Annotated in this window: 21 protein-coding genes; 13 read left to right on the forward strand and 8 right to left on the reverse strand. The window is 41.5% G+C overall.

The genetic code is table 11. The features are described from left to right. Positions 1–148: 148 nt before the first annotated feature. The 4 genes from MURRU_RS03900 to MURRU_RS03915 all read left to right on the forward strand — a co-directional run bounded on the left by MURRU_RS03900 (position 149) and on the right by MURRU_RS03915 (position 4,939). Positions 149–2,650, forward strand: a complete 2,502-nt coding sequence (locus tag MURRU_RS03900) for a zinc-dependent metalloprotease (protein WP_014032117.1) — start codon at positions 149–151, stop codon at positions 2,648–2,650. 161 nt (positions 2,651–2,811) lie between these two features. Continuing rightward, on the forward strand, positions 2,812–3,006 hold the full coding sequence (locus MURRU_RS03905; RefSeq protein WP_014032118.1) for a hypothetical protein: 195 nt from the start codon (positions 2,812–2,814) through the stop codon (positions 3,004–3,006). Between the two features lie 611 nt (positions 3,007–3,617). Then, positions 3,618–4,217 carry a hypothetical protein gene (locus MURRU_RS03910; RefSeq protein WP_014032119.1) on the forward strand — a complete coding sequence of 200 codons (600 nt, stop codon included), beginning with the start codon at positions 3,618–3,620 and terminating at the stop codon, positions 4,215–4,217. Next, positions 4,214–4,939 carry a DUF3307 domain-containing protein gene (locus tag MURRU_RS03915; RefSeq protein ID WP_014032120.1) on the forward strand — a complete coding sequence of 242 codons (726 nt, stop codon included), beginning with the start codon at positions 4,214–4,216 and terminating at the stop codon, positions 4,937–4,939. The genes MURRU_RS03910 and MURRU_RS03915 overlap by 4 nt, the downstream gene beginning before the upstream one ends. Positions 4,940–5,125: 186 nt before the next feature. On the opposite strand, the gene MURRU_RS03920 is transcribed toward MURRU_RS03915, so the two are convergent. Both MURRU_RS03920 and MURRU_RS03925 read right to left on the reverse strand, forming a co-directional pair. Beyond that, positions 5,126–5,620, reverse strand: a complete 495-nt coding sequence (locus MURRU_RS03920; RefSeq protein ID WP_187289871.1) for an FMN-binding protein — start codon at positions 5,618–5,620, stop codon at positions 5,126–5,128. Positions 5,621–5,663: 43 nt separating this feature from the next. Continuing rightward, the gene (locus MURRU_RS03925; RefSeq protein WP_014032122.1) at positions 5,664–6,590 is read right to left on the reverse strand and encodes a DUF6607 family protein; all 927 of its coding nucleotides are present in this window, start codon (positions 6,588–6,590) and stop codon (positions 5,664–5,666) included. A gap of 105 nt (positions 6,591–6,695) precedes the next feature. On the opposite strand from MURRU_RS03925, the gene MURRU_RS03930 reads away from it, so the two are divergent. The 4 genes from MURRU_RS03930 to MURRU_RS03945 all read left to right on the forward strand — a co-directional run bounded on the left by MURRU_RS03930 (position 6,696) and on the right by MURRU_RS03945 (position 12,305). Then, entirely contained in the window at positions 6,696–8,861 is a 2,166-nt protein-coding gene (locus tag MURRU_RS03930) for a TonB-dependent receptor plug domain-containing protein (protein WP_014032123.1), read from the forward strand. Positions 8,862–8,866: 5 nt separating this feature from the next. Next, a complete protein-coding gene (locus MURRU_RS03935; protein WP_014032124.1) occupies positions 8,867–10,393 on the forward strand; it encodes an HmuY family protein in 1,527 nt (508 codons plus the stop codon). Between the two features lie 418 nt (positions 10,394–10,811). Continuing rightward, a complete protein-coding gene (locus MURRU_RS03940; RefSeq protein WP_014032125.1) occupies positions 10,812–11,207 on the forward strand; it encodes an arsenate reductase family protein in 396 nt (131 codons plus the stop codon). Positions 11,208–11,693: 486 nt separating this feature from the next. After that, positions 11,694–12,305, forward strand: coding sequence for a hypothetical protein (locus MURRU_RS03945; protein WP_014032127.1), 612 nt, complete (start codon positions 11,694–11,696; stop codon positions 12,303–12,305). Between the two features lie 138 nt (positions 12,306–12,443). On the opposite strand, the gene MURRU_RS03950 is transcribed toward MURRU_RS03945, so the two are convergent. Beyond that, a complete protein-coding gene (locus MURRU_RS03950) occupies positions 12,444–12,653 on the reverse strand; it encodes a hypothetical protein (RefSeq protein WP_014032128.1) in 210 nt (69 codons plus the stop codon). A gap of 159 nt (positions 12,654–12,812) precedes the next feature. Here MURRU_RS03950 and MURRU_RS03955 point away from each other — a divergent pair, with 159 nt between their 5' ends. Further along, positions 12,813–13,007 carry a helix-turn-helix transcriptional regulator gene (locus tag MURRU_RS03955; RefSeq protein ID WP_014032129.1) on the forward strand — a complete coding sequence of 65 codons (195 nt, stop codon included), beginning with the start codon at positions 12,813–12,815 and terminating at the stop codon, positions 13,005–13,007. Positions 13,008–13,273: 266 nt separating this feature from the next. Here MURRU_RS03955 and MURRU_RS03960 read toward each other — a convergent pair whose 3' ends face one another. Then, positions 13,274–13,594: a hypothetical protein gene (locus MURRU_RS03960; protein WP_014032130.1), complete on the reverse strand. Its 321-nt coding sequence runs from the start codon at positions 13,592–13,594 to the stop codon at positions 13,274–13,276. Positions 13,595–13,845: 251 nt separating this feature from the next. Beyond that, complete coding sequence (gene hemL / locus MURRU_RS03965; RefSeq protein WP_014032131.1) at positions 13,846–15,123, reverse strand: glutamate-1-semialdehyde 2,1-aminomutase; 1,278 nt, start codon at positions 15,121–15,123, stop codon at positions 13,846–13,848. A gap of 345 nt (positions 15,124–15,468) precedes the next feature. On the opposite strand from hemL, the gene MURRU_RS03970 reads away from it, so the two are divergent. Beyond that, on the forward strand, positions 15,469–15,861 hold the full coding sequence (locus tag MURRU_RS03970) for a hypothetical protein (RefSeq protein WP_148261477.1): 393 nt from the start codon (positions 15,469–15,471) through the stop codon (positions 15,859–15,861). Positions 15,862–15,932: 71 nt separating this feature from the next. Here the strand turns inward: MURRU_RS03970 and MURRU_RS03975 are convergent, their stop codons facing one another. After that, entirely contained in the window at positions 15,933–16,781 is an 849-nt protein-coding gene (locus MURRU_RS03975; RefSeq protein ID WP_014032132.1) for a glucosaminidase domain-containing protein, read from the reverse strand. After that, a complete protein-coding gene (locus tag MURRU_RS03980; protein ID WP_014032133.1) occupies positions 16,778–17,683 on the reverse strand; it encodes a 1-aminocyclopropane-1-carboxylate deaminase/D-cysteine desulfhydrase in 906 nt (301 codons plus the stop codon). Before MURRU_RS03980 ends, MURRU_RS03975 begins: the two co-directional genes overlap by 4 nt. A 104-nt stretch (positions 17,684–17,787) precedes the next feature. Here MURRU_RS03980 and MURRU_RS03985 point away from each other — a divergent pair, with 104 nt between their 5' ends. After that, positions 17,788–18,099 carry a hypothetical protein gene (locus tag MURRU_RS03985; protein ID WP_014032134.1) on the forward strand — a complete coding sequence of 104 codons (312 nt, stop codon included), beginning with the start codon at positions 17,788–17,790 and terminating at the stop codon, positions 18,097–18,099. Then, the gene (locus MURRU_RS03990; RefSeq protein WP_014032135.1) at positions 18,096–18,395 is read left to right on the forward strand and encodes a type II toxin-antitoxin system RelE/ParE family toxin; all 300 of its coding nucleotides are present in this window, start codon (positions 18,096–18,098) and stop codon (positions 18,393–18,395) included. Before MURRU_RS03985 ends, MURRU_RS03990 begins: the two co-directional genes overlap by 4 nt. A gap of 34 nt (positions 18,396–18,429) precedes the next feature. Here the strand turns inward: MURRU_RS03990 and MURRU_RS03995 are convergent, their stop codons facing one another. Continuing rightward, entirely contained in the window at positions 18,430–18,759 is a 330-nt protein-coding gene (locus MURRU_RS03995; protein WP_014032136.1) for a hypothetical protein, read from the reverse strand. Between the two features lie 233 nt (positions 18,760–18,992). On the opposite strand from MURRU_RS03995, the gene MURRU_RS17895 reads away from it, so the two are divergent. After that, positions 18,993–19,154: a DUF5522 domain-containing protein gene (locus MURRU_RS17895; RefSeq protein WP_014032137.1), complete on the forward strand. Its 162-nt coding sequence runs from the start codon at positions 18,993–18,995 to the stop codon at positions 19,152–19,154. The last annotated feature ends 13 nt before the right edge of the window (positions 19,155–19,167 follow it).

Genomic DNA, 19,167 nt, shown 5'->3' on the forward strand with positions numbered 1-19,167 from the left:
GCGATACGGCTCAAACCATCAGTAAAAGGCAGGACTCCCAAAGGTTGATGCATTCCGTTAAAAAAACGACCGTTAATATTTATTTAACAGTTAGTTCTCACGAATTTTAGGTTCTTTGAATCTTCTTAGTTATTCAAACAAACCTATAATGATCAAAAATTTACTACCTCGACTAATTTTAGTTGTTATTCTTCTGGGAACCGTCCAAACCACGGAGGCCCAACTTTTCAAAAAGAAAAAGAAGGACACCGAGCAAAAAAAGGACGACAAGTCCAAATCGGACGACATTAAACCTTATGACAAGGTAATCACCAAAGATGCGAAAACGGATGAAGGACTTTTTAGCATACACACCGTAGACGACAAACGCTATTATGAAATCCCCGATTCCTTGTTCAATCGTGAAATGCTCATGGTGAGCCGAATCTCTAAAACTGCCACAGGAATTGGTTTTGGTGGGGGAAAAATCAACACACAAGTGCTACGTTGGCAAAAAAAGGACAAAAAAGTATTGGTCCGTGTAGCTTCATACGAAAATGTGGCTGCGGATTCATTGCCTGTCCACGAAGCGGTGGTCAACTCCAACTTTGAGCCCGTGCTTTTTTCTTTTGACATCAAGGCCATCAACAAAAAAGATTCCTTGAACCCGGCAACGGTGATAGAAATAGATCCTTTGTTCACCAAGGATGTAAAAGCACTTGGTTTTCCCGATGGTTACCGAAAAAGATTTAAAGTTACCCGTATGGACGGGGACCGAAGCTATATCGAATCCATTAAAAGTTACCCTTTAAATATAGAAGCGCGCCATGTAAAAACATATCTATCCAGCGACCCGCCGAGCAATTCCAGCTTGGGTTCCATTTCTTTGGAAATCAACAATTCCATGATCTTATTGCCCAAAGAACCCATGAAGCGTCGTTATTTTGATAGACGTGTAGGTTGGTTCGCCAGAGGACAGGTAGATTACGGTTTAGATGCCCAAAAAAGCAAAACGGTTACTTACCTCGACCGTTGGAGACTCGAAGTCAAAGATGAGGACATTGAAAAATTCAAGGCCGGCGAATTGGTAGAACCCAAAAAACCTATTGTTTATTATGTGGACCGTGCCACTCCCAAAGAATGGGTACCCTATATAAAACAAGGAATTGAGGATTGGCAGGTTGCATTTGAGGAAGCAGGCTTTAAAAACGCCATTATCGCAAAGGACCCGCCTTCCTTGGAGGAAGACCCGGAATGGTCTCCAGAGGATGTTAGATATTCGGTGGTACGTTATTTGGCCTCCCCTATTCCAAATGCCAATGGTCCGCACGTGAGCGACCCAAGGAGCGGTGAAATTTTGGAATCCGACATCAACTGGTACCACAATGTTATGAGCTTGCTTCGCAATTGGTACTTTGTACAAACAGCGGCCATTAATCCAGAAGCACAAAAGGTACAGTTCAAAGAAGAAATTATGGGCCGTTTGATACGTTTTGTATCATCTCACGAAGTGGGCCACACCTTGGGATTACCGCATAATATGGGAAGTAGTGTAGCCTATCCCGTAGATTCTTTACGTTCGGCCAGTTTCACCAAAAAATATGGTACGGCACCATCCATTATGGACTATGCCCGTTTTAACTATGTTGCTCAACCAGGTGACGAGGGTGTTGCACTTATGCCAAACATTGGTATTTATGATAAATATGCCATTAAATGGGGGTACAAGCCCATTATGGACAAAACTGCGAAGGAAGAAAAACCAATTCTAAACGATTGGATTTTGGAACATGCCGGAGACCCCATGTACCGTTTTGGCCACCAACAGGTTGGGGATATCCACGACCCTAGTTCCCAAACCGAGGATTTAGGGGATGATGCCATTAAAGCCAGTATGTATGGTATTGAAAACTTAAAACGTATTGTTCCCAAATTGATGGAGTGGACCACAGAGGACGGTGAAAATTACGATGATCTGGAAACCATCTACGGCCAGGTAATTGCACAGTTCCAGAGATACATGGGACACGTTTCCAACAACATTGGAGGTGTTTACGAGTATCACAAAACCGCAGATCAAGAAGGCGCTGTTTATACCCATGTGGGCAAAGAGCATCAAAAAAATTGTATGGCTTTTATGCAGGAACAATTGTTCGAGACTCCTGAGTGGTTGATTGATCAGGATATTTTCAACAAAATTCAATATTCGGGGTCTGTGGAGCGTATCCGTTCCATGCAAGAACGCTACTTGAACACCATGCTGCAATTAGGCAAATTGGCACGAATTATAGAAAATGAGACCTTGAACAGTGATGATGCATATGGTTTAGTAGAAATGATGCGTGACCTGCGTAGGGGGATTTGGTCCGAAACCCGAAGTGGCAAAACAATCGACACTTATAGAAGAAACCTTCAAAAAGCACATATTGATCGTTTGGAATACTTGATGACTGCGGATAACCAAGATAAATTACCTGATTTTGGCGGTTATAGAAAATCCACGCCCATCAATACAAGCCAATCCGATATTCGTTCGGTGGCGCGTGCTGAGCTCAATAACCTTAAAAGAGATATTAGAGGTGGTCTTGCCCGGATTTCCGATACCATGAGCCAATACCATTTGCAAGATGCCTTGGAACGTATAGACCTTATATTGGAGCCTACTAGATAGATACTTTTTTTAGATAAGTACAAATTGTAAAGGTGTAGCCGATTCGTTTATCGGTTACACCTTGTTTTTTTTCCCATACACATCCAAACATAGCCGTTTCACAACAAATCGCTGAAATTCCCATTCGGTTTGATTACTTTAGTAATTCCAAATCTCACATCATGAACTACAAAACAAAAAGCTTAATCTACTTTTCCTGTTTCGTGGCGGCAGCTACCTTATATTATGTAATGGATCAGCGCGACGATTTCCAAGACCATCTCAATTCAAAAACTTACGTCGAGACCCATTTCGAGGATGCTGACGATTATACTGATGAGCCCAAAGAAGACGATTTGGAAGAAGAAACCAAGTAACTCCCCTTATTTATTATTAAAGGCTTCATGAACCATGCTGCCATGATTAGAACTTTGGATACTGTTTTGTCCAAAGAATAAATCATTAAAGTTTAACATGAAGTTATCAGTGGTACTATTGGCTATACTGAATAAGAGCTGAAGAAAATAGCCCCATCACAAAAAGAACGCACCACCTTGACATTGAATTTTACCAAGGTACCACAAAACATACTGCATGAGATAATTTGGAAAAGATCTAATGTCAAAAAAGAGAGATAGGGCAGGCAATAGTAAAATACAAAGAAAAGAGTACACGCTTGAGTCGTAAAACGACAATGCAGAAAAATAAAGATTGTACTGTACAATAACTAGACTTGAAAAATTCTCCAATCGCAAAAAGTCTATGCACCATGGCAATAAAAAAATGCAGGAGAGAGGGAGAAGAGGATAGTGTTTTTTGTTGATTTAAGAAGCCGCACCTGCCATGGGTGTGGCTTCTTTTTTATCTGCATTTTTACAGATATATTTGATTATCTGCTATTAAACAGATATATTTGATTATCCGTTATTTAATAGATATTTTAAATTATCTGTTAAAAAGCAGATAATTTGTCTGAAATTGAGAAAAAATGGTTGCCATTCTTACAGGAGATATCAAAAATTCAACAGCATACAAAACCGCCAAATGGCTACCCGTGCTAAAACAGGCCCTGGGCCATTATGGCAAAGAACCCACGGAATGGGAAATATACAGGGGGGACAGTTTTCAGTTGCAGACAACACCGAAACAGGCTTTGGAGGCATCAGTGTACATAAAGGCATGCATTAAGCAAACACGCGGAATGGATGTTCGCATCGCCATTGGTCTGGGAGAAAAAACTTATGATGCAGGAAAAATAACGGAATCCAATGGCGAGGCCTTTGTACATTCAGGTAAATGTTTTGAAAACCTCAAAAAACAAAACTTGGCCATAAAAACACCCAATAAACTATTTGACGAACACATCAACCTGCTTCTAGAACTGGCTCTTTTAACCATGGACAATTGGACCCCGGCCATCTCAAAAACGGTAAAAACCGCTATGGAAAACCCTGATTTTAATCAAAAGGAACTGGCATCAATACTCAACAAGTCTCAAGGGAACATTAGTGAAGAGCTGAACAAAGCAGGATTTGATGAAGTCCAAAAAATGATTCATTTTTACAGAACCCAACTCGCACAACTATGACGCTTTTAGCCCTAAAATTGATACTGGCCCATTTTATGGGAGACTTTGTACTCCAACCCGCACATTGGGTAGAACATAAATTAGCAAAGAAGGGTAAATCCAAATATCTATACTTTCATATTGGAGTACACGTATTGGTGCTATTGATCATATTACAATTTCAACATGTGGGTGCCATCCTTTTTATTGTTGCGACCCACTACTTGATCGACTTGGGAAAACTATACCTTAGCAACCCAAAAAACTACCGTTGGCTCTTTGTGGCGGACCAAGCACTGCACCTTTTGGTACTGGTAGGAGTGTTGTACTGGATATCTCCCTTTTCGTTGGATATTACCGCGGTTTTTACTGAAAGTTCACTTTTATTGATTACGTTTTTGGTCTTTGTCACCTACGTATCCGGCATTGTTATGCGGATGTTGTTGGCCCCTTATATTGATGAAGTTGCCAAGGACGACGAATCTGGGGAAGGCGGCTCCCTTAAAAATGCCGGGACCTACATCGGTATGCTGGAACGACTCTTTGTATTTGGTTTTATTTTGATGCAGCAATGGGCCGCGATAGGTTTATTGATTACGGCAAAATCCGTGTTTCGGTTTGGCGACCTCAACAAGGGGAAAAACAGAAAGTTAACGGAATACGTCCTTATCGGCACCCTTCTAAGTTTTGGCCTGGCCATACTTTCGGGCATGTGCTATCTATATATAAAGAAACAGCTTTAACCAAAAAAAAGACTGTCTAAAAGGTATTGAAATACGTCATTCTGAACCTGCCTACCGGACAGGCAGGTTCATTTCAGAATCTCATCTACTGATAAACCAATTGTTATGAGAACCTGAAACCTGTCCGTCCAGCAGGCGGGCAAGTTCAAGTTGACGGAAACCTATCTTTTAGACAGCCTCACTTGCTTAAAAAAAGTCGGCATCTTTTAAAACTTGTATACTTTCCAAAACGTTGCTCACAGCTAGGGTCATCGACTTTGCGGAAACCGTAGCACCGGAAATCCCATCGATATCCTTACCGTAAACAAGGGTCTCTCCCGATTTTTTTCCTATAAATTGTTTTAGCCAGCGTTGGCTCCCAACCTGACGGCCATGATCTTCGCGATAAATCAATATTTTGGATTTTTTCACGCTCAGTTCGGGGGTAAGCAGCACCACATAGTCAAAAGTTTTCTTTAAGCTAGGGGCCACTCCCACATAAACATACCCTAAGCTTGTACCGTCTGAAGTAATCTCAAACAGGTTATCTCCTCCCAGCTCCGAAGGAGTTTGTTCGTTTAAATCGGGTTTCACCTCCATCAAACCCATGGAAAAGTCCTCTACTTCAAAAGTGCCCTGTATGGCACTATTGATTTTTTCCTGAAGCCTTGGCGATATTTTATCCCCCTTGAATGCAAACAAAAACAAGGTCGATAAAATCACGGCAAAACTGAAAAATTTGAACCTATTGACCTTCCACATTGCTATGAGAAGCTTTGTTGGTTATGAACTTGTCTATGGTTTCCATTATTTGCGCTTTGTCCGCCCCTTCCTTTTCCAAAGCATAAAAGTGCATAAACAAAGGCTGACCATCAACCTGTTTTAGAAGCGTCAAACCTCCCTCTCTCTTATAAACCTCATCCCAAGCATTCCTTGCCGTTGCCCAGAAATCTTTGTTTTTGCTCCACCAATCTTTGGCTGCCTTGCATTTTTCATCTGCGACCTTAACGTACGTATTGTACCCTTTCTCTTGGGCCAAGAGCACATCTTCCTTACCATCTTTACGGATGATTTTGTCATTATCCTGCTCATGTACCCATCCAGTAGATGTAATTTCATGCCTATTTCCACGGCTCATCACATTATAGTCGCTCCTTTTGGTGTATTCCCTTCGTGGCAATGGCGAATCACTCTTGTTCTCCCAATAATGCTTTCCATCAAAATGTACCCAAGTTGAAGAACCCGCATATCTTGGGCTGTCATCCACTTGATACACCTTTTGGGTCCATTGCCCCACAACCTCATCTGCCGGAAGCTCGGTAAATACCCAATTATTGTCCTTATCGTAATGGAATATTTTCTGGTTCTCGTACAGCCAATCTTGTCTCCAATGCTTGATTACCATGGTATCATTGAGCACCAACAAATGTTGTAGCGAAATTTTATTGTTCTCATCCACAATGGGCAAAGCCAATTCCAAAGCTTTTGAAGTGTAGTCCAAATGCTTTTCGTAGTCAATTTCTGGAGCAAAGGTCTCGGTATACTTAAAACTTACCTCGTAGCATCCGCACATGTCCAAAATGGCTTGGCGGTCCAGTTCTTTCTTTTCTTGAGAAGTTGCCACAGTTGTTGCAAAAGCAATAAACAACAATGGCAGGATTAATTTCTTCATATCAGTCTCTGTTAGATTATTTTAAAAATGTTCTTGGCCAAAAATACTAAACTTATTTAGATTGAATTAAAATAAAATATATATTTGTCATCAAATTTAAATAGAATGAGTCTAAATAAAAACAATCTACTACTGTTTATCCCTTGCTTTTACTCCGTATTCGGATTGGCCCAGGAATCAAAAACAGCAGCAAAAGACTCATTGTCCATGCAAAAATTGGATGAAGTTGTAGTGACCGGGGAGAGCCAAGTCATGTCCCTAAGTAAAAAATTGTTTGCCGTGGGCGTGCTGGAACAAAAGGACATTGCCAAGGTCGCTGGCAACAATCTGGCCGACATTTTAAACTACAATCTTAATATAACGGTAACCCCGGATCCATCTACGGGCCGTTCTACCATAAGTATGTTCGGATTGGATGGTCAATATGTAAAAGTGCTTATTGATGGTATCCCCATGGCCAGCGATAATGGAATGGGCAATAACATAGACATTACCCAAATTAACCTGGAAGATGTGGAGCGTATCGAAATTGTGGAAGGCTCTATGGGCGTACTCTACGGTGACAATGCCGTGGCGGGGGTAATCAATATTGTGACCAAGCGCGGGTTGGAGAACGATTACAAGTGGCAGCTCCAAGTTTCCGTACAAGAGGAAACCGTGGGCAGCGAATATGCTTTATTTGATGAAGGCAGACACATTCAAAATGCAAAACTTAGCCATCAATTGAGTGATAAAACCAGTATTTCCATCGGGGGTTCCCGAAACGACAATGCTGGTTTTTTTAATAATTACCAAGGTAAAAACTATGTAAATATTCAGGACAACGCTGTGGTGAACGACAGTTTGCGGGGTATGGAATGGAATCCCAAAGAGCAGTTCACCGCTTTTGGAAACCTAAATACAGCCTTGGGAAAACATGCTATTTTCTACAAAATCCAATATTATGATGAATCTGTTCCGGTGTACAATCACTACGTAAACGGTAGGTTGGACAGCAATACGGGCATGGTGAATCCAACGGCCTTGGATGAAAATTTTGACACCCAAAGGCTGATGAACAATCTTAACATATCCGGTCCTCTAAAAGGGCCTACGATATATAATTTATCATTGTCCCATCAAACACAAAAACGTTACTACAAACAGTTCGTGTACAATATTCGTGAGCGTGGAATAGCATCTGTTATTGCCGACGATTTAAGTCAATCCAGCGAAATATGGTACTCAAAAGGATTTGTGAGCAATATGGTTCCAACATCAGATTTTTTCAACCTACAATTGGGCTACGAGTTCAATCACCAAACTGGGTTCGATGCCATCGCTACGGGCGAATATTCCAGCGATGTGGTGGAAAACACCTTGGAAAACTACGATTTTTTTGGGGTGGCCGATTTTAACATCACCGATAGATTTTCCGTCTTCCCCGGAGCAAGGTTCACGAACAACTCCCAATTTGGGAATAAATTGATCTGGTCCCTGTCCTCCACCTATAACATCAGCAATACCTTTAAAATAAAAGGCGTGTTCGGTTCTGCATTTAGGGCACCGAATTTTGAGGAATTGTTCTTCTACTTTGTGGATTCCAATCACAATGTACAAGGAAATCCCAAGCTTGACCCCGAGGACGGTATTTCACTTTTCTTGAACGTGGAGGAAAAGTTCAGGCTTTCCGACAAGAGCATGTTAAAAACTGCCTTAAAATCTTACTATTTTGATATTGATGATAAAATAGCCTCCGTAATTGTCACGGACGATGAAGACAGAAACTTGTTCACCTTTGATAATGTGGACTACTCCAAAATATTGGGCTTTTCATTGGAGAATTCCCTCATCATGGACCGCTGGCAAGCTTCCCTGGGGATGACTTATTTGGGACAATCCACTGCAATTGATGCTTCACAGGTAAGCAACAGCGACTATTTATGGAGCTTCAATCTCCAATCTTCTTTGGGCTATACCATCCCATCCATCAACACCACATTATCCGCACAGCTTAAATATACCGGAAGAACCCAGATTGTGGAAAATAATACTGGTGGAACAGAACTTGGCCAAACCGATGATTTTACTTGGATGGATGCCTCGGCCAGGGTCAATATCACCAAAAACTTAAGCCTTACGCTAGGGGCACGGAACATCTTCGACATTGTTCGGGTAAATGCCTCGGACACTCCCTCGGGGGCACACGGCAGTTCGGGGGTACCAAGTCGTTTATTCGGCAATGGAAGATCATATTACCTAAAACTATTATACAATCTAAATTTCAATTAAAACCAATGAGAAAAACAATCCTATTAAAAGCAATCGCACTCTTGCTCATCATTAGCTCCTGTAGCGACGATGACGATGGCCAAGACCTCATAGACTTTACGGTGAACTTTAGCAGTGAAACCGTTAACGCCTCTGAGGAGGACACAACATCAGAAATTACACTTAACTTTTCCAGGTCTGCCTCCGAAGCAGGAACCATTACTGTTGCCTACGCCGGCACCAATGCCGAATACGGAACAGATTTCACCACCTCCCCAGATGGAGCATCCGGAACCCTATCCATTCCCGTAGCGATAGGCGACCAATCCGCCTCTTTCACTTTTACCAAATTGGAAGATGCCATTGAGGGGGAAACAAAATCGGTAACCTTCTCCATTGATGGTTTCGATAATACGGATTGGTCCCAAGGTGCTACAGCATCCACTTTGGTAAGCTTTACCCCTATTGCGGCCACCAGCGGCGTAGTCGATTCTGAAAATGGGGGCGCCACCATACCCAACCAAGTCTATTTTGATTTTAGTTCCGCCACCCAAACAACTGTACAGCGAGATACTTGGGAAATTGCCCTGTACAACGGGGCAGAAAACCATGTGTTCCTGAATTCTGCCCTAGCTGTATCTGCTGTTGAGCTTATAGGGGTTACCGATTTACTTGCCATTACAGAAACTAGCAATCTTTCCGAACCTATGGAATTGATGGGTTTAAATGCAATGTTCCAACCAGAGCCTGTAACGGTTAATACCGTATCCGAACTTTTAGAAGGTTTGCCCGTGAGCTATAATCAATATGGGAACTTGGATGAAGGAATTTCCTTTACCGACAATCCCGAAGGCACTTTGGAGGACACGGCCTTTAGCGAGATATCGACTACCGCAGAGGAAAACTATGTCTACATTGTAAGTCTGGGCAATGAAATCCCTATTGAGGAAGAATTGGAAGAGTCAATTGAACCCGGTACCATTAACACCTCTGGAGATCATAGAGGGTTCTTAAAAGTAAGAATCTTGAGCGACGGCAACAGCTATACCATTCAATATGCGGATTTAGCTGAAACCGAGTCATACAATGAAGTGACCGTATCCAAAGACGACGCCTATAATCTCACTGCTTTTAGTTTGACCAATGGCGAAACCGTAAGCGTAGAGCCTACCAAAGAGCAGTGGGACATTAATCTAAGTGGTGTGTTTGCTTATTATGGTGATTCCGGAGGACTTGTTGCAGGTCTTACTTATTCTGATTATGTAGTGCACAATAATTTGGGGGGAGCTGGCGTATACCAAGTTATTGTTGAGGGCGATGCCCCTACATATGCTAATTTCAGTATGGATAATGTTGAGGAGGCTTCGTTTGTTTTCAACAACCGTTCTTATATAGGAACCGGATGGAGACAACCCTACGGAGGCCCAATCTATGAAGACAGGTATTATGTTCTGAAGGACATCGATGGAAATTATTATAAATTCATGTTTACAGCATATACCAGTACCGAAGGTGAAAGGGGCCATTACCAGTTTACTTACGAACGCTTATAAACACTAACCATTTATTCGGATGCTCAACACTCGATCCACATTACCTTTTGTTATGTTATCAACCTGAGTGGTTCAGTTTGAGTTAGTTTGTGTGAGAAGCGGGGCAATTGCCCCGCTTTTTATCTTCTTTTACGATACGAAAAAAATGGATTGGGTTAAGCCCTATCATCATAAATATTTTATTTTATAACCCGTTATGCTTTTTGATAAAATTTGTCATTTCGAGTGGATTTCACGACAGCATGAGTGAAATTTGTATCGAGAAAAAGAATTTTTGTCTAAAAAAGTTCTCGACCTGCCTGCCAGCAGGCAGGTGTGATTTTCGTTCCTCAAAATCGAACTGACGCCTAGAACTAAGTTTTATGTTCAAAATGCACAATGGGTATTTATAGTAAAAGATATTTAAATGAAGGACGATATGGGAGTAATATCAACAAACAAACGGGAAATAAAGCTTTTTTACAATGCGGAAACCAGTGTGGGCATGCAGACCTTGGCTTATTTAAAAGCTTCCAAGAAAAAAATATTGGATGTGGATTTGTCGAAAACCAAGGTAACCGGAACCCAATGGACCGAACTCGCCAAACGTTTGGAAAAGCCCATTAAAGAACTCATCAATATCGAACATCCTGATTTTATGAAGGAATACGGAAAAACACACGACCTCCATGGCGATGAAGATTGGCTCAAGGTTTTGGTAAACAATCCCAAGGTGGTAACCCAACCTATATTGGTGAACGGGGATAAAGTCATTCAAATAGATACCCCTTCGAGAGTTATGTCCTTCTTGGAAGAAGAAGAAGACCAAAACTAATCCCCAACTTTTACCCTTTACCTTTTACACTTAACCATTTTACCTTTAACCCACATTTTATTGACAATTGTCAACCGTTCATTACAAATTGCAGAAAACCCCCAGTTTTTTTAAGGTTTTCCGTAATGGTGTTTTGTTAACATTTGGTAATTTGCGATTCGCAGCCCCTCCCCCATATTTTACAAGAGCTAGTTTATGCTTTGGACAAAACATAAAGTAGAAAAGTATTAGTAGAACTAAAGTGCTGTTACATTATTTAATATAAAAGTGAAATTATGGGAATCAAACCAGGTAGAAAAAGAATAGCCAAATCAACTGGGAAACCTGACAGACGTCAAAGGGACAACAAAAAAACTCCTGGTAATACTAAAACTCTTAAACCACACAAACATAAAAAAGGGGATTAAAGTTATTTAATACAAAAAAGAGAGATATCTAATTCTTAGATCATTTCTATTCTTTGCGATTGACAAACAACTAATAAAAATGGCTGAATGTATCGAATGTGGTGAGTACACCAAATTTGAGGGTGGTCTTTGTTACCCTTGTTATAAAAATCAAAATATATCCAAGACGCAGGAAGAAAAAGATGATTCTGAAAAAAAAGGATTGAGTGATAAAGACTTCAATTATCGCTATGGGATGATTAAAGGCCGTATCGCAGAAACTTTAATTCAAGAATTGTTTTTAAGTCTAGATTATAATGTCTTCCGTTATGGTATGGAAAATACCATACCCGGAATAATGGAACTTTTGAAAGGTGTACGCTCCGATGTTGCACAAGAAATAAGAAGAATGCCCGATTTTGTAATTCAGGATCAACGTTCCAAAGCGGTTTATTTTCTAGAAGTGAAATTCAGGGCAAGTGGAGAGTTTAAACTGAAAGACCTACCTGAAAATTACCCTTATGAAAATGCTTACATAATATTAGTTTCAAAAAAACACATAAAATGTATTACTGTTACAGAGCTGATGGAGGGCAAAGAAATTACAGCAAATTCTAAAAATTATTTAGGTAGCCGAAAAGAATTTGACTTAGACAAAAAGGTTATAATTGACTTCTGCAATTTCGCAGTTCAGTTTTTTGAGAATGTTTAATAAAAATAAACAGACTAAGTTTTATTTATTACAATTTAAAAACGCAACTTGATAGGTTTGGCGAAAGAAATTCTTACTAAATATTTATTTGCAAATAAAATCTTATAAGATGGATGACAAAATTATCAACTTTCATATCTATACCGCTTGGTCCAAATAGCCTCCATACATTTCGGCAAACCGTTCCATTTTTGCTGGTGGCACTTCCATAAGCTCGGCTACAATGGTCATCAAATCCAAAGCATACAACCCACCATCATCCAAACCTATTTGCCTTAGAGCATCGGTGAGTTGGCTATGTTTTAAATCTTGCTGTATAAGCCGTACTGCCAAGAGTTTGCTATGCATCACAAATAGATATTATTGTATCTCAATATAAATTTATATCATTTTATATTATTTCACAACATTTTTATGTATTGTATTTTGCTATACGATAAATAATCAATTTGTAAAATGGTACAATTTCATATTACAAAGTAATATGTTCATGTATCGCTTTTCCTTATGAATAGAATTAAAGAGGTATTGAAACAACAAGGTAGAACCCAAACGTGGTTGGCGGAGCAAGTCGGTAAAAGCTACGTAGTGGTCACCAATTATTGCAATAACAATGCCCAGCCAAGCATCCCTGTTTTGCGGCAAATCGCCAAAATATTGGACGTGGATGTACGGGAACTTTTGGTGCCTACAAAGCCCTGATCAAATAACCTCTCCACTGCCCCGATTGTCACATCACCGTGTCATTTCGAACCGACTGCAAGGAGCGTGAGAAATCCCAAGCACGAACAGATTTCTCAATCGTCACTACGCTCCTCATTTCGAAATGACAAACTAAAGACACCCTCCCCACCGCCTCAATGGTCTTGTCCCATCACCGTGTCATTTCGAAACGGCCCCAACATTTTCACACAAAAAACCACTTCAACTAAGTTGAAGTGGTTCACGTAGTACAACATTACACCACTCTAATTCATGTGAACCTCGCCCCACTTTTGAGCTTGATCGGCAAGGTTGGATTTCATTAAATCCCCCATGGTCATTGCAATTCTGAATTCGCAAACGGCTTCAAAATTTAAAAACCAGGGCTCTGCAATTGATGGGATGTAGGAGGCATCTGGAACATCGACCACCATTACGGCGCCACGGTTCCCCTCCTGTTCGGTAAAGTAAATACTTTCAGGCTTGATTTCATCGACCACCCGACCGATGACTTCCCCTGCTGTACCATTTTTGACCATTGTATTGAACGGTTCAATGGGACAGCTTACACTAACCAACATTCTCATGATTGTGAATTTAAGTTATTGATTCCTTTAAGGTACAAAAAAGAAAAACCAACTCCCATCATTAACCGTATAATATTCAGTAGTTTAGTGTTAAATTTAGCCTTCTGCACACGCCCCTTTCAAACACTGTCCAATTGCCCTCATGCTAAATGGACAATTTCTTTATTTGTTGTAAAAAAAATCTGCAAGTAATGCTATATGCTATAGAAAGACTGGCCCGAGTTGAACAAGAAAATGGTAATGGAAAGATTCTAAAACACTTTCCCAACAGCCTCAATCGTCCTATCCAAATCGGCATAACTGAGGGCATCGTTTAAAAAGTAGCTTTCAAAAGCAGAAGGCGGTAAATACACCCCATTGTCCAACATACCGTGGAAGTATTTCTTAAAGGTGTCGTTGTTGCCTTTTGCAGAGCTGGCAAAATCCACCACAGGGGCATCCGTAAAGTGTACGGAAATCATACTGCCATATCGGTTAATCTGGTGTGGCACCCCTTTTTTGGTCAGTACCATGGCAATACCCTTGTGTAAATATTCCGTTTTTTCGGCCAAGCTGGTAAAAATTTCAGGCTGGTTGTTCAAGGCGGTGAGCATGGCCAGTCCGGCACTCATGGCCAAAGGGTTTCCGCTCAATGTCCCCGCTTGGTACACGGGTCCATCGGGTGCCAAATGTGCCATAATCTCGGCTCGGGCCGCAAACGCTCCTACGGGCAGTCCACCACCGATCACCTTTCCAAACATCACAATATCGGCATCAATGCCCAAGGCTTCCTGCGCGCCTCCTTTTCCGAGGCGAAAGCCCGTCATTACCTCATCAAACAACAATAAAATGCCTTCTTGGGTGCAGAGTTCGCGTAGGCCTTTAATAAATTCATCTTTTGGAATAATGCAACCCATATTCCCCGCTACGGGTTCCAAAATTATGGCAGCAATTTCACCTTTGTTAGCTTCCACCAAGGCTTTTACCCCTTCCAAATCGTTGTAATCGGCCAAAAGTGTGTCCTTGGCCGTGCCCTGGGTTACGCCGGGGCTGTTGGGGCTACCAAAGGTAACGGCACCACTCCCCGCTTGTATCAAAAAAGAGTCGGAGTGGCCGTGGTAACAACCCGCAAATTTGATAATCTTTTCTTTGCCCGTGTACCCACGCGCGAGGCGCACCGCACTCATACAGGCTTCGGTACCACTGTTCACAAAACGGATTTTATCGATGTTCGGCACCATGGATACCGCCAATTTTGCGATTTCAGTCTCAATTTCGGTGGGTGTTCCAAAGGAAGTTCCTTTTTTGGCCTTATCGACCACCGCATTGATCACCGGCTCGTATGCATGACCCAAAATAAGGGGTCCCCACGAAGCAATGTAATCGATAAGTTGGTTGCCGTCTTCATCGTACAAGTAGGCACCTTTGGCCTCCTTGATAAAAATAGGGTCGCCCCCTACCGCTTTAAACGCTCGGACAGGTGAATTTACTCCTCCAGGGATGTATTTTTTGGCCTCTGCGAACAAGGCGCTGCTTCGTTGGTAGATCATATATTCTCAATGTCATTCCCGCGAAGGCGGGAATCTTTTTATTATTCTCTTGCCTGTCGTTCCTGCACTTCGGCTATGCTCAGCATAAACTCCAGCAGGAATCTTTTTATTATTTCCTTTCGTCATGCTGAATTTAGTTCAGCATCTCATCCTCGTTGGTTTTAAGCCTTATGAGAACCTGAAACCTGCCTTTGCACAGGCAGGTCGAGAGCAAGGTTGACGTTAATTTGTCAGTTCGAGCGTAGTCGAGAACGATATTGGAGCTCACATCTCGACTGCGCTCGATGTGACTTACCCTTTTCGCTTAGGCAAGCTCGCCGCAAAGGTAATGAGGATCATTCGTTCTTGGAAACGGAATTTGTCCATCGTCATGCTGAATTTATTTCAGCATCTCATTGTTGTTGGTCAAAAATACCCTTCGGCTCCGCTCAGGGTACAAATATAATTTATCGGTTCGAGCGCCTGCCTGTAGTAGTCAGTCGAGAACGTCTTGTTGAACACCCAATGTCATTCCCGCACTTCGGCTATGCTCAGCATAAATTCCAACGGGAATCCATTCATTTACTTGTGGATTCCGCATCGTTGTTCGACTTCGCTCAACATAAACTCCGGCAGGAATCTATTTTATTATTTCCTTTCGTCATGCTGAATTTAGTTCAGCATCTCATCCTCGTTGGTTTTAAGCCTTATGAGAACCTGAAACCTGCCTTTGCCGGCAGGCAGGCGAGTTCAGGTTGACGTTAATTTGTCAGTTCGAGCACAGTCGAGAACGACAGGACATCACATCTCGACTGCGCTCGATGTTACAATTACTGCGTCACCCGAATGTTGAGCACCTGCCCTACGGAAATAATATTATCATTTAAATTGTTGAGGCGGCGAAGCTCATCCACCGAAATATCGTAGCGTTTGGAAATACCGTACAGCGTGTCCCCTTTTTCTACTTTATGGGTAAAAACGTCATACTGTCGGGGTTCGCGTACTGTGGGCAGGCCGTTTTCTACAACCGCTTCGTCATATTCATAAAGATTGTAGTTCTCTATTATGGAAATCAACTTTTGTGGATACCTCCGGTCGGTAGCATACCCCGCTTGTCGAAGTCCATGTGCCCATTTTTTGTAATCGTCCCGTTTGTAGTTGAACAAAAACGCATAGCGTGATCGCGTAGACAGAAAAATACTGTGATCGCGGAAGGAGTACATTGGGTGGTTGTACTTGCGGAAACATTCCCCTTTGGCATCATCATCATGAAAATCGAACTCACCCTCCCAACCTGTATGACATTTTATACCAAAATGGTTGTTCGTCTTTAGGGTAAGCTCCCCCTTACCTGAGCCACTTTCCAAAATACCTTGTGCCAACGTAATACTGGCAGGAATGCCAAAGGCTCGCATTTCGTACTGAGCGATTTCGGCAAAAGTTTCAATATAGTCTTTGGTATCGGAAATAGGAAAACGCTCAAAACGTCCCCTATCTTCGGGCATGGGATACAAATCCCGAACCTCTTCGGTTTCCAAATCGTTGGTGGTTCTCGTGGTTGGTCTTTCGCTGTTCACCACAACGGGAGCCCCTTTTCTTTGGGTTGACCTTCGTTTTTTGGCGCCACAACTAGAGAGCAAAAGCGCCGCAATCAATACATATATTATTCGCCTGATCATACGTCCAATAACGGTAAATTTTTCTTCTTCAGTATTTGGTTCATACCTTTTATTCCTTGTAATCCTCCTGTATGGATGGCCAAGATTTGGGTTCCAGACGGAAAAAAATCCCTTTTTATAAGGTCAAAAATACCAAAAAGCATTTTTCCCGTGTATATAGGATCCAAGGGTATGCCTTTTTCACTTTTAAAAAGGTTGATAAAATCAATCAGCTGCCGGTCCACTTTGGCGTAACCTCCAAAATGATAATCGGTTACGAGTCGCCAACGCTTATTTTGAGCAAAAGTACGAATCTCCTCGATTAAAAAATTGCCCTTTAACGCGGGGAAGCCCAAAACCGTTTGATGCGGTCGGGATGCATTGATGAGTCCGGCCAAGGTGCCACCCGTGCCGACTGCACTGCAGATGTAATCAAAGGTTGCATCATTTTGGGTTAAAATTTCAGTGCACCCTTTTACCGCCAAAGCATTGGTTCCACCTTCGGGCAGCAGGTGAAAATCTCCAAACCGCTCTTTTAAATCTTGAACAAATGATGCTTCACTTTTGAGACGATAATGACTTCGAGATACAAAATGGAATTGCATACCGTGTTCGTGCGCCATTTTCAAGGTTGGATTGTCCTGCCATTTGTTTTCCAATTCTTCGCCCCGAATCACACCAACGGTTTTTAACCCCTGTTCGTGACCTGCATAAGCCGTAGCAGCTATATGGTTGGAAAAGGCTCCACCAAAGGTGAGCAAGGTGTCCTTGCCCTGTTTTTTGGCTTCAATCAGGTTGTATTTGAGTTTGCGGTATTTATTGCCCGAAATTAAGGGATGGATGGTGTCTTCCCTTTTAATGTTGAGGATAACTCCCTTTTCTCGGAGCAGCGGCAAATCTATATGTTGATTGGGGGTAATCAAATTGTTAATTTAGGCATATTGTTCCTAAGTCTAAAAAATGATTGTTTTATATACAAAATATCTTAATATATTTGTATTGTTTTCCTAAACAAATATAGGTCAAAATGTTGGACATTGTTTTAAATTATAAAAACTTGCTAGAAAACCTCAACACATATATTGAGGAAAGTAAGTTCAAGAAGGAACATATTATCAAGGAGCTTGGTGTTTCTAGGGCGACTTTCTACAACAAACTGAAAAAACGTAGTTTCAGTGTTTCCGAAATGGTCAAATTGAGCACGCTTCTTTTCCCAGAGGATGTCAAGGCAATGGAAATTAAACAAGCTTTGGAGCGCAGCCGTGAGGATAGCGCCGCAGGTCGTGTTTTGGAACACAAATCCGTTATGGACGATGCCAGAAAAAGAGTTTCCCAGTGAAAGTCGTCTGGACCTTTGAGGCAAAAAAATCCTTTAATGGCATATTGGGCTACCTTATGGAAGTCTGGACCCAAAAAGAAGCCTTGGCCTTTATTGACCTGGTAGAAGATACTATCGAAAAAATAAAGGACAATCCAGAAATGTTCAAAGTTTCCCAATATAACGGGGCAAGCCGTGAGGCCCATATTACCAAACATACTACAATGTTTTATAGGATTTTGGATGAACTGATCGAGGTGGAGTATTTCTGGGGCAATTTCCAAAATCCCGATAAAATTGAAAAGCTTCTCAGTTAACTACTGGGCAACCAACTATATTCAGCAAGGAATATTAACGCGTCAAATAATGTAAAAAACCAAAGGTTTTGCGGTTGGATAGATACTGCATGTCCTTTTCGTTGGCATAGGCCTCACGTTCAAAACTGATGTTTTGGTAGGCGCGGTAACTATCCAAATAAAGGACGGTCCGAAACAACCACTCTAAAATATACCAGATATAAAAAGGCAAGATCAGTAGTTCCCGTTGTTGCTTTAGATGGATACGTTCGTGGTTAATGAGCACCTCGTCGGCCATTAGGGAATCCTCCTTTAGGATAATAAAAGGCCATAGCGAGAGCCCCACATAATTTTTATAGAAGAAATGTTTAAAGACAACTATCAAATTGACAAATGGTTAGGTTATCACTACAAATATAACTGCAAAAAATACTCAAAATTGGACAGTTAGCAGAAATCAATCAACATTTTCGGTGAACAACCTTGTTTTGAAAATCTTAAAACCTTCGCCCTTTTCCCACTAAAATCGTAAATTTATATAGTAAACTACCTCGGGGCAACTTGCCTAACGGCAGTCAGGTTTAAATCTCGATTATCGAGTAAAATGGCATACACCACATGAAAGAACACATTCCCTTGGAAGAGGGTGATTATTACTTATCGGAACAAGGGTATAGGGTGTTTACCGAAAAATACCACCTAAAACGTGGTTATTGTTGCGAAAGTGGTTGCCGCCATTGTCCCTATGGATATAATGCCAAAACAAACACCCAAAATTAGACATTCGGCATAA

The organism is Allomuricauda ruestringensis DSM 13258, assembly GCF_000224085.1.
GTDB classification, from domain to species: Bacteria; Bacteroidota; Bacteroidia; order Flavobacteriales; family Flavobacteriaceae; genus Flagellimonas; species Flagellimonas ruestringensis.